The organism is Methylobacterium sp. GC_Met_2 (genome assembly GCF_026540795.1).
GTDB lineage: Bacteria > Pseudomonadota > Alphaproteobacteria > Rhizobiales > Beijerinckiaceae > Methylobacterium.
Map to the genome: position 1 here is coordinate 1 of NZ_JALNUM010000169.1, position 9917 is coordinate 9917.

Annotated in this window: 12 protein-coding genes and 1 pseudogene; 1 reads left to right on the plus strand and 12 read right to left on the minus strand. The window is 66.4% G+C overall.

The genetic code is table 11. The features are described from left to right. From OXS49_RS31175 to OXS49_RS31230, 12 genes are all read right to left on the minus strand, one after another. On the minus strand, positions 1–1178 hold a 1178-nt coding region (locus OXS49_RS31175), incomplete at its 3' end, for a flagellin (protein ID WP_267428453.1). Positions 1179–1455: 277 nt separating this feature from the next. Beyond that, the gene (gene fliP, locus OXS49_RS31180) at positions 1456–2193 is read right to left on the minus strand and encodes a flagellar type III secretion system pore protein FliP (RefSeq protein ID WP_267428454.1); all 738 of its coding nucleotides are present in this window, start codon (positions 2191–2193) and stop codon (positions 1456–1458) included. Between the two features lie 53 nt (positions 2194–2246). Next, positions 2247–2726: a flagellar basal body-associated FliL family protein gene (locus OXS49_RS31185; RefSeq protein WP_267428455.1), complete on the minus strand. Its 480-nt coding sequence runs from the start codon at positions 2724–2726 to the stop codon at positions 2247–2249. Between the two features lie 225 nt (positions 2727–2951). Continuing rightward, positions 2952–3662 (minus strand): flagellar basal body L-ring protein FlgH, encoded by a 711-nt coding sequence (flgH, locus tag OXS49_RS31190; RefSeq protein WP_267428456.1) that lies wholly within the window; start codon positions 3660–3662, stop codon positions 2952–2954. Between the two features lie 131 nt (positions 3663–3793). Continuing rightward, complete coding sequence (locus OXS49_RS31195) at positions 3794–4438, minus strand: MotE family protein (protein WP_267428457.1); 645 nt, start codon at positions 4436–4438, stop codon at positions 3794–3796. Further along, positions 4435–5550: a flagellar basal body P-ring protein FlgI gene (flgI, locus tag OXS49_RS31200; RefSeq protein WP_267428458.1), complete on the minus strand. Its 1116-nt coding sequence runs from the start codon at positions 5548–5550 to the stop codon at positions 4435–4437. Before flgI ends, OXS49_RS31195 begins: the two co-directional genes overlap by 4 nt. Next, positions 5547–6053, minus strand: a complete 507-nt coding sequence (flgA, locus tag OXS49_RS31205; RefSeq protein ID WP_267428459.1) for a flagellar basal body P-ring formation chaperone FlgA — start codon at positions 6051–6053, stop codon at positions 5547–5549. Before flgA ends, flgI begins: the two co-directional genes overlap by 4 nt. 4 nt (positions 6054–6057) lie before the next feature. After that, entirely contained in the window at positions 6058–6846 is a 789-nt protein-coding gene (gene flgG, locus OXS49_RS31210; RefSeq protein WP_267428460.1) for a flagellar basal-body rod protein FlgG, read from the minus strand. An 87-nt stretch (positions 6847–6933) separates the two neighbouring features. Continuing rightward, positions 6934–7266, minus strand: coding sequence for a flagellar hook-basal body complex protein FliE (locus OXS49_RS31215; RefSeq protein WP_267428461.1), 333 nt, complete (start codon positions 7264–7266; stop codon positions 6934–6936). Further along, a complete protein-coding gene (gene flgC / locus OXS49_RS31220; RefSeq protein WP_267428462.1) occupies positions 7266–7682 on the minus strand; it encodes a flagellar basal body rod protein FlgC in 417 nt (138 codons plus the stop codon). Before flgC ends, OXS49_RS31215 begins: the two co-directional genes overlap by 1 nt. Next, positions 7679–8065: a flagellar basal body rod protein FlgB gene (gene flgB / locus OXS49_RS31225; protein WP_267428463.1), complete on the minus strand. Its 387-nt coding sequence runs from the start codon at positions 8063–8065 to the stop codon at positions 7679–7681. Before flgB ends, flgC begins: the two co-directional genes overlap by 4 nt. 220 nt (positions 8066–8285) lie before the next feature. Beyond that, positions 8286–8882, minus strand: a complete 597-nt coding sequence (locus OXS49_RS31230) for a response regulator transcription factor (protein ID WP_267428464.1) — start codon at positions 8880–8882, stop codon at positions 8286–8288. A 400-nt stretch (positions 8883–9282) separates the two neighbouring features. On the opposite strand from OXS49_RS31230, the pseudogene OXS49_RS31235 reads away from it, so the two are divergent. Next, positions 9283–9917: pseudogene (locus OXS49_RS31235) on the plus strand (hypothetical protein); the annotation flags it as partial.

Sequence of the window (9917 nt, forward strand, 5' to 3'; positions counted from 1 at the left end):
CCGCGGAAGAGGCTGAGGATCTGCTGCGTGCTCTGGTTGGCGATCGACAGGGACTGGACGCCGAGCTGCTGCTGGACCTGAAGGGCCTTCAGCTTGGTCGACTCGTCTTCCATGTCCGCGTCCACCAGGATGCCGACGCTCTTGTCGTTGCCCTTCATCAGGACATCGACGAAGTTCGACTGCGTCTGGATCTGATTCTGCACGGCGCCCAGCTTGGTGGCGACGTCGGTGATGTTGTTCAACACCTTGTCGGCCAGGTTGACGTAGGCGCGCAGCTTGGACAGGTCCTGGTTCTGGATCGCCGAGATGTCGATCTTGTCGACGCTCAGCGAGAAGCTCTTGTAGAGCCCGTTCTCGTCGGCACCGAAGACGGCGTATTCCTTGTTGAGGAGGCCGCCCGTGCCGTCCGTGCCGGCCCCGGCGGCCTTGTTGGCGTCAGCGACGCCGGTGTCGAAGGACGCCTTGGCCGTATTGTAGTCCTTCTGCGCCGTCTCGTAGGTCTGGAGGGCGCTCGACCCCTTGTCGCTGGAGTTGAACGTCTTCGTCGCCGTGTCGTAGTCCGTCTTGGCCTGGGTGTAGGTCGCGACGATACCACCGGTCGTGCCGGCATCGGTCGCACCGGCACCGGTCGTGCCGGCCGAGAACTTGGCATCGTAGAGCTTCGTGTCGTCGGCGTTGACCGTCACGGTGCCGACCGCGATCTGGCCCTGGACGCGGCTGAACGAGGCGACGATCTTGCGCTCGGCGGTGTAGTTGCCCGAGCCCGAATCGACGGCGAGCCAGTTTTCACCGTTCGTCGCGGCGCTGGAGGCAACCGTCCGGAGGTCATTCAGGCGGGCGGCGATTTCGGTCTGGAGCTTGTTGCGGTCGACGTTCGGGTTCAGGGCCGCGGTGAGGCGGTTCTTGATCTCGAGGAACGAGTTCTTGACGTTCTCGAGGCCGGAGACGGCCGCGTTCACGGTCGCCAGGCCGAGGCCGATGGCGTCCTTCACGGCGCCGAGCGAGCCGTTATCGGCGCGGATGGTGGTGGCGATCGACCAGTAAGCGGCGTTGTCGGCGGCGGTTGCCACCTTCTGGCCGGTGGCGATGCGACCGCTCGACTTCTCCAGATCCTGGTTGGTCGTCTTGAGGGTGGTGAGCGCCGTCATCGCGGCGGTGTTGGTCAACAGGCTCGACATAAGGATGTCCCTTCAACAGACATGAAAGTGGGACATGCCGGGTTCTCACCGGCATAGCAGAGCGGCATCATGCCTTTGACCCATCGTGCCGAGCACGGGAATCAATCTACTAATGATAGCGGCATCAGACGACCGAGGTGTCTTTGAAAGACATTCGACGTTCTTGCTGCCGGCAGAGACGTCATGGCGAATTTGGAATCGTAAGTCAACACGGCGCTCAGGTCACACCCAATCAAATGCGGTCTGGCGAGTGTATGTTACTTGATCTGCTCACAGTTCAAAAATAAGACTTCACCAGCCCGCTGATGAGCATATTCCAGCCATCGATCAAGACGAAGAACAAGATCTTGAACGGCAATGAAATCGCCGTCGGCGGCAGCATCATCATGCCCATCGACATGACCAGGATGGCGACGACCATGTCGATGACCAGGAAGGGCAGCGCGATCAGGAAACCGATCTCGAACCCCCGGCGCAGCTCGGAGATCATGAAGGCCGGGATCAGCACGCGCAGGTCGGTCCGGCCCCCGTCCGGGGCCTTGGGCAGGTTCGCCGCCGCGATCTCCGCGAAGGTGTCGAGATCCTTGGGGCGCACATGGGCCAGCATGAAGTCCCGGAACGGCGCGGTGACCTTGGCGAAGGCCTCCTCCTCGGTGATCTTGTTCTCGGTCAGCGGGCGCACGCCGTCCTGCCACGCCCGGTCGAAGGTCGGCCCCATGACGTAGAACGTCATGAACAGCGACAGGCTGATCAGCACGAGGTTGGCCGGGGAACTCTGCAGGCCGAGGCCGGACCGCAGGAACGAGAGGGCGACGACGAATCGGGTGAAGCTCGTCACCATCACGAGCAGGCCCGGCGCGATCGACAGCACCGTCATCAGCGCGATGACTTGGATCATCCGCCCGCTGATCGACCCGTTCCCGGGTGGCAGCACTTGATCGAGGTTGAAGCTCTGGGCGCTCGCGGCCGTGGCGACGAGGAGCAGCAGGCCCGCCAGAGAGACGCGACGCAGCATGGCGTGACCGGTCCTGATGTTGCTCGGCCGAGCCCGGAAGCCGGCCGGTCGCCCTACTGGACGACGAGCGTTTCGATGAAGAAGTCGCGGATCTGCCCCTTGCTGCGGACCTGCACCCGCTCGGCCAGGTCCTCCCGCAGATGGCTGAGGCCGCTCGGCCCTTCGATCTGGGCGAGCGACACCGTGTGCAGATAGCCGAGGAGGTCCTGGCGGATCTCGGCCGCCATGGCATCGGGATTGGCGAAGGCTCCGGCTTTCACCACGATCGACGATTCGAGCCGGACCCAGACATCGCCCGGGCTCGCGAGATTCGTCACCACGACCCCCAGGCTCTTCACGGTGGAGCCCGCATCGTAGGTGGTCACCCGCTGGACCTGCTCCTCCTCGGCCTTCTTCCGCTCGTCCACGGCCTTCTCGACCCGGGTGATCATGTAGAATCCGCTCGCGGCTCCGGCCCCGACCGCCAGGACCGTGAGAACCGCAAGGAGCAGCAACCAGCGGCCCTTGCGCGGGGCCTCGGAATCGGACGCCATCGTTCGTCTCCGCCCCGGCAAGGAGGCTCTGCCAGCCTGTGGTGTGACCGATGCTCCCGCGTCAGGGCTGAGAGGACGCGGTCCGGATCTGCCTCCGATCGCGTCGCGAACGGGTGCGGCTCTGCGTGGTCGATTCGACGTGCTCGCTGACGCCGCACCCGCAATCGCTTCCGCGAAGAAACGCACTCGTGCGCCGAACCGGTGACGGCTCCGGCGCAAGAGCGCTCAGAACGGGGCGACGAGGTCGTAGGCCTGCTGGACCACGCCCGGCTGCTGCACCTCCATCAGGCGCCCCCGGCCGCCATAGGACACACGCGCCTCGGCGATCTTGTTGTAGTCGATCGTATTGGTGCGCGAGATATCCCGCGGCCGCACGATGCCGGCGATGTTCAGCACGCGCACCTCGTAGTTCACGCGCACCTCCTGGGAGCCGCTGATCATCACGTTGCCGTTGGGGAAGACGTGCGTGACCACGGCCGCGATCGACAGCCGGAGCTGCTCCTTGCGGTCGATCGTGCCCTGTCCCTTGGTCGAGCTGTTGCCGTTGACCTCGTAGTGATTCTTCGATTCCGGCGTGAGTCCGAACAGATCGAACTGGAGATCGAGGCTCGATTTGGCCCGTGAATCGCGCGACCGGTCCGTGGAATTGTCGAACTGCGCCTTGTCGTTCATCGCGATCATCACGGTGAGGACGTCGCCGACATTCTTGGCGCGCGGATCCTGGAACAGGTCGGCGCTCTGTTGCGCCCAGGTCGAGTGGTAGCCCGACGCCGCCGACGCGACGGCGAGGGGCGGCACCGCGTTGTGGTTCGGATCGATGCCGTAACCCACGGGGCTCAGGGCCGGCGCCTTGCCGATCTCCTGGATCGGCGTCGCGCACGCGCCGAGTGCCGTCAGCGCCGCGAGGGCGGCGAGCGCCGCGCCCGATCGCGCCATCGATCGCGCCAACGATCGCGCCATGTGCCGGATCGGCTCCGATCCCTTGTCCGATCCCCTGTCTGATCCCTTGCGAGGGGCGTACGGGCGCAAATCCGGGTTGCCCCGCGGCGGGGTGCGCACGAGCCGCTTCATCCTGACTTCTCACTGTTCTGCGGGCGTCCGCCCCCTGTGTCCGAGCGCGGCTCGGGGGACGCCTTGGGTGTCTCGTCCGGCCGGAACGGCACCGGCTCCTTCGGGGGCGTGTTGGTGATGACATTGGCCAAGCGCGCGGCCCGACCGGGATCCATCTCGTTCATGATCGCACTGGCCACCCGCGGCTCGAGGCGGGTCAGGATCGCGGCCGCGGCCTCACTGTCCATCGCGGTCAGCTGCTGGGAGGCGGCCTCGGGCCGCATCTTGGCGTAGATCGCCGTGACGCTCTCATCCGCCTTGGCGAGGAAGGCCTGCCGACGCTTCAGCCAGGTCTCGTACTCGGCGCGCTTGGCCTCCAACTGGCCGATCCGCGCATCGACATCCTTGGCCAGCGCCGCCAGCGTGTCCTTCTGCCACGTGAAGCGGGCATCGGCGGCGGCGTTGGCGATGCCCGCGCAGTATTGCGACGGCTGTGCCGGCTCCGCCTTCGCGTCGGCCGGCTTCTGCTGGGCCGCCGCATGGGCGATCGGCAGCGCGGCGATGGCCGCGAGGGCGAGACCGAAACGACGGTGCCGGAGGCACGGGCCGGTGCGGCGCCGCTCCTCCCCGTCGATACGGCACAGCTGAGCCGGACCGGTCATTGGATCACCAGCTCCGCCTGCAGGGCGCCCGCCGTCTTCACCGCCTGGAGGATGGCGATCACGTCCGTCGGCTTCATCCCGACATTGTTCAGGCCGCGGATCAGGGTTTGGAGGTCGGGGCCCGACACGATCGCCAGCCGGCCCGTCTGCTCGGCGGCCTGGATGTCGGTCCGGGGCACCACGGTGGTCTGGCCGTCCGAGAACGGCGCGGGCTGGGACACCTGCGGCGTCTCGGTGATGCGCACCGTGAGATCGCCGTGCGTCACCGCCACGGTGGAGATCTGGACGTTCCGGCCGATCACGACCGTGCCGGTCCGCTGGTCGATCACGATCTTGGCGGGGATGTCGGGCTGGACCTGCAATTCGCCGATCTCGGCCATGAACCGCGTCCGCCCGACATGGCCGGGGCGGGACAGGACCACGGTGCGGTAGTCGCGCGGGCTCGCCGCCCGGTGGCCGTATTTCTGCACCGTGTACGCGTTGATCGCGTCCGCGATCAGGACGGCGGTGCGGTAGTCCGGGTTCTTCAGTTCGAGCGACATGCCCGGCAGGTCGCGGAACGTGCCGGCCACCGACCGCTCCACCAGGGCGCCGTTGGGGATCCGCGCCGCCGTCGCCACGCCCGAGATCAGCGATTCGGCCTGGCCGGTGGCGCTGAAGCCCGAGACCAGCAGGGCGCCCTGGGCGACCGCGTAGACCTGCCCGTCGCCCCCCGAGAGCGGCGTCATCAGCAGGGTGCCGCCGCGCAGGGAGGTCGCGTCGCCCATGGAATTGACCGAGACGTCGACCCGCGAGCCGGGCTCGATATAGGCGGGGAGGTTCGCCGTCACCATCACGGCCGCGACGTTGCGGGTCCGCAACCGCTGGTCGCGCACGTTGATACCCAGCCGATCGAGCATCGACTGCAGGGATTGTTCCGTGAATTGCGAGTTGCGCAGCGTGTCGCCGGTGCTCTGTAGACCGGTGACGAGTCCGTACCCGACGATCTGGTTGTCGCGCACGCCCTGAAGCGCGGCGATGTCCTTGATTCGCGTCGCCGCCGCGGGCGCCGGCCCGAGGGCGAGCCCGGACAGGATCAGCCCGGCCAGCAGGAGAAAAGGCCTGCGCATCATGGCTGCCCCGTGCGGACGCGGCCGTCTGCCTGGACGATTCCCTGAACTACCCGCCCCGTGGCGGCGTTGCGGACGCTTACGGCCTCGTTCACCGCGGCGTTCGCCAGGGCGATGCCCTGGGTCGAGATCGCGACGCCATGCTCCTCGAACACGATCATGGCGGGCGCGCCGCGGGTCACGAGCTTCGCCTCGTCGAGGGCGAGCGACGGAATCGTCTCGCCGGGCAGCAGTGTCCGCCGCGCGATCTTGCCCACGGCCCGCGCCGCCGATTCGACGACGGGCTGGCGCGGCCTGTAGTTCTCCGGGAACGTCTGGTCGCGCAGCATCGTCGGCTTGATGACGTCGCCCGCGTAGATCGTCGCCACCGGCACCGGCAGCACCTGATCCGCCGCCGCAGCGGGGAGTGCGGCAAGGCCGAGCGTCCAGGCGGCGAACAACCGACCGGCCGCCAGGGCCCGGGTCATCCGCGCCGCGATCCGCACGGGGCAAGCGTCCTGCATCATGACCTCAGCGGAGACCCTTCGAGACGGTGCCGGCCATCTCGTCGGCCGCCTGGATCACCTTCGAGTTCATCTCGAACGCCCGCTGGGCCGAGATCAGGTTCGTGATCTCCTTGACCGGATCGACATTGGACATCTCCAGATAGCCCTGCTGGATCTTGCCGAAGCTGGGATCGGCCGCGAACCCGGTGACCGGCAGGCCCGAGGCCGCCGTCTCGCGGTACAGGCCGTTGCCCAGCGGCTCGAGGCCGGAATCGTTGGTGAAATTCGCGAGCTGCAGCTGGCCGATCGTCTGCGGCAGCTGCTGCCCGTCGACCTTCACCATGACCTGCCCGGTCTCGTTGATCACCACGTCGATGGCGTTCTGCGGGATGATGATCGCCGGATCGACGCTGTAGCCCTCGGCCGTCACCAAGCGCCCGTCAGCGTTCTTGTTGAACGAACCGGCCCGGGTGTAGTTGATCTCGCCGTTGGGCATCGTGACCTGGAACCAGCCGCGGCCGTTGATCGCGAGGTCGAAGGTGTTGGTCGTGTTGGTCAGCGGGCCCTGCCGGTGCAGGTTCCGGATCGCCGTGTTGCGCACGCCGAGACCCAGCATGGCCCCCTCGGGGATCGCGCCCTCGCCGGACTGGATCGGCACGCCCGCGGGCCGCTCGGCTTGGTAGATCAGGTCCTTGAACTCGGCGCGTGCGCCCTTGAACGCCGTCGTGTTCAGGTTCGCGATGTTGTTGGCGATGACTTCGACGTTCAACTGCTGGGCGTTCATGCCCGTGGCCGCGATGGCGAGCGCTCTCATGATCAGGTCCTTGCCGGAAAAAGGGGGATCCGTGGTCGGGTGCCGACGGCGCGCGATCCCGAATCGGGCGCCGCCGCGGCGGCCGCGTCAGATCGCCATGCGGACGATCTCGAGGTAGGCCGAGACCACCTTGTCGCGGATCGCCACAGCGGTCTGAAGCGACTGCTCGGCCGACATCACGGCCTCGACCACCGACTGGGTCGAGGCCTTGCCCTGGATCCCAGAGATCGCGGTCGCCTCGCCGGTCTTCAGGGTGTCCCGCATATGACCGGCGACCTGCGCCATGAGATCGCCGAAGTTGCCAGCGCCCGCCGAGGGGGCGGCCTGCCGGACCCCCGGCATCGTCAGGCCGAATTCGCCCGGCCCGAAGACGGAGGTCTTGTCGGATGTGCTTGCGAGGGCGGCGAGAGACTGGATCATCACGACCTCAGGAGTTCGATGATGCCGGCGACCATCGAGCGGGTCTGCTTGATCATCTGCAGATTGGCCTCGTACGAGCGGTTGGCCTCCCGCATATCGGCCATCTCGATCAGCATGTTCACGTTCGGTAGCTTCACGTTGCCGTTCTGATCCGCCGCAGGATTTCCGGGGTCGTACTCGACCTTGAACGGCGCCTTGTCCTCGCCGATGTCGCGGACAGCCACGGCCGCGGTCCCCGAGGCCCGGTCGAGGGCCGTGCGGAACGTGATCGTCTTGCGGATGTAGGGATCCGAGCCCGCCGTCTGTCCGGTGGACTGGGCATTGGCGATGTTCTCCGAGATGACGCGCATCCGTTCGGATTGTGCGCCCATGCCGGAGCCGGCGATGCGGGAGGAAGCGACCAGGGGATCGATCATTGGCCGGACTTCACGCTCAGGGCCAGCATCCGGTTGAAGGACTTCACGATGCCGCCGTTGAGGGCCTGATCCCGGCTCACCTCGCCGGCCTTCATCAGTTGCTCTTCGAGATTCACCGAGTTGCCGGAATGGACGACGTCCCAGCCGTCCGAACCGGTCGCGCGGGCGGGCCGCGCGCTCGGGCCGCCGGTCTCCAGATGGCCGGAATGGGTCGCTGCCATCGACAGCGCCGTCTTGTTCAGCACGTCCCGGAACGGGGTCAGGTCCCGGGCCTGGTAGCCCGGGGTGTTGGCGTTCGCGACGTTCCCGGCGATCACGGCTTGGCGGGCCGTGAGGTGCTGGAGCTGTCGGGAGGCGAGATTGAGGAGAAAGATCGGGTTCATGATCTGTCGGCTTTCCGGCTTGGCAAGGACGGTGGCAGGGCAGCCCCGGATCCGGGGAACCTGTCCCTGACCGCCACGTTGAATGGACGGTCGGCTACAGCGCGGCAGTTGCCTGTCCGCGGGACTGTGCGCGGACTGTCTTGCCCGAAGCTTGCGAACGCCTGCCGTCGGTTGCCCGGGCCGGCCGCGGCGGGTGTCGTCATTGCGGCGGCGCGGCCCCTCAATTCACGAACGCGTATCCGAGGTAGCGCCGGACCTCGATCGGATCGAAGCTCAGCTTGGTCCGAAGCTTCTTGCGAAGCTTGCTGATGTGCCCCTCGATCACGCTCTCGTCGACGTCGTCGGTGAAAGCGCCGTAGACCGCGTTGAACACCTGCTCCTTGGTCATCCGGCGTCCGCGGTTACGCACGAGGAATTCGAGGATCTGACGCTCGCGGCGCGGCAGCACGATCTTCTCTCCGTCGATGTCCGGATCGCGGCCGTCGAAATACACCTTCAGCCGCGCGGTCCTGTCCGCCACGGCCGTGTCCTTGGCCGACTCGCGCTGGGAGCGCCGCCAGACCGCCTCGGTCCGGGCGAGGATTTCTCGGACATGGATGGGCTTGCGGACGACGTCGTCGATCCCGGACCTGAAGAGCAGCAGCGTCTCGGTCAAGCAGCGGGTTTCGATCATCGCGATGATCGGCGCGCGGGACCGCCTCTGGATCAGATCCGGCCAGTCGGACCGCTGCTCGCCGTCGCCCAGAAGGAAGCCCTGGACCGCGTCGAGATCGGTCGAAGGCGCGGTCTGCAGCCAGTCTTCGAAATCACAAGACAGTAGCCCAACCGAAGAAACGCCTTATCTATTGAAATTGGCGACATATCCTTCCATGACGATTGGTCTATCGTCGACAAAGACGTACATTGTCACCCCGCTCCTTCCGTTGAGTCCGTGTATACGAGTCCGATAATGCTTAGACCTGTCAAATTCTTAACTGCAGGTTCACGCTGACATAAGTCGAGGATTGGGTCAACAATTTGTCAGGTCAAGAGCGAGTTCATGATCCGGTGCATGAGATCAAGAAATTTGAACTTATCTGCAATCTTTGATGCGGTTTGAAGCAAATTTTACCGACATTTACGGCCCATGGACAAAACAATCTTGCCATGCTGCGGTAACATGCCGGCTGTCACCTGCTGTCCGGACGACACTGATCCTGCGAGAATTGCCAGACCCGATGCACGAACAACACGCTTTGCCGCCCGCATCGGTGCGGGCGGATCCGGCGGCTGCGCCCTCCGCCGGGGACCATGTCGTCGGCAACAGGAATCGGTGGTCCCGGGTCGTCCTCGTGTTTCCCGGCCTCGCCCCCGACCAATGGTATGAGTTCAGCGCATGCATGATCTGCGCGGCAGCGGAGACGGCCTCTGCCGCCAAGGACTTCGCGGCGATCGGCTTCGCATTCCTGGCGCAGGATCGGTCCGAGGTGGATTTCGCCCACATCCCGGGCTTGGCCCGGACCTCCATGGACGCGCACGGCGACTGGATCGCCGGCCCCGCCGCCTCTGGCCACGGCGCCGACGGGCGGGCCCTCTCGGTCCGGCGCCGCTTCTTTCTCCCGGCACCCGCCGCCGAGGTGACGGTCGTCATCCGGAGTTGGCGCAACCTGCAGCCGTTCCGGATCGTCGATCCGGAGATCCGGCCGGCGGGACCCGCGGTGGCGAACCCGGGGGCCGGGCCGGTGCCGCAGGGCCGGCTGGCGCGGGACGGCCGGATCGCCCTCGATTCCAAGCCGGTCTGGTTCCGGCACGGCCTCGTCCCGGGCCGCCCGCTGGTGCTCAAGGGGCAGATGATCGCGCGGGGACCGGCGGG

What these genes read in the sequence shown, in the direction of transcription:
- fliP (WP_267428454.1), bottom strand. Translation starts at nt 2,193, where the DNA reads ATGCTGCGTCGCGTCTCTCTGGCGGGCCTGCTGCTCCTCGTCGCCACG.
- OXS49_RS31185 (WP_267428455.1), bottom strand. Translation starts at nt 2,726, where the DNA reads ATGGCGTCCGATTCCGAGGCCCCGCGCAAGGGCCGCTGGTTGCTGCTC.
- flgH (WP_267428456.1), bottom strand. Translation starts at nt 3,662, where the DNA reads ATGGCGCGATCGGGCGCGGCGCTCGCCGCCCTCGCGGCGCTGACGGCA.
- OXS49_RS31195 (WP_267428457.1), bottom strand. Translation starts at nt 4,438, where the DNA reads ATGACCGGTCCGGCTCAGCTGTGCCGTATCGACGGGGAGGAGCGGCGC.
- flgI (WP_267428458.1), bottom strand. Translation starts at nt 5,550, where the DNA reads ATGATGCGCAGGCCTTTTCTCCTGCTGGCCGGGCTGATCCTGTCCGGG.
- flgA (WP_267428459.1), bottom strand. Translation starts at nt 6,053, where the DNA reads ATGATGCAGGACGCTTGCCCCGTGCGGATCGCGGCGCGGATGACCCGG.
- flgG (WP_267428460.1), bottom strand. Translation starts at nt 6,846, where the DNA reads ATGAGAGCGCTCGCCATCGCGGCCACGGGCATGAACGCCCAGCAGTTG.
- OXS49_RS31215 (WP_267428461.1), bottom strand. Translation starts at nt 7,266, where the DNA reads ATGATCCAGTCTCTCGCCGCCCTCGCAAGCACATCCGACAAGACCTCC.
- flgC (WP_267428462.1), bottom strand. Translation starts at nt 7,682, where the DNA reads ATGATCGATCCCCTGGTCGCTTCCTCCCGCATCGCCGGCTCCGGCATG.
- flgB (WP_267428463.1), bottom strand. Translation starts at nt 8,065, where the DNA reads ATGAACCCGATCTTTCTCCTCAATCTCGCCTCCCGACAGCTCCAGCAC.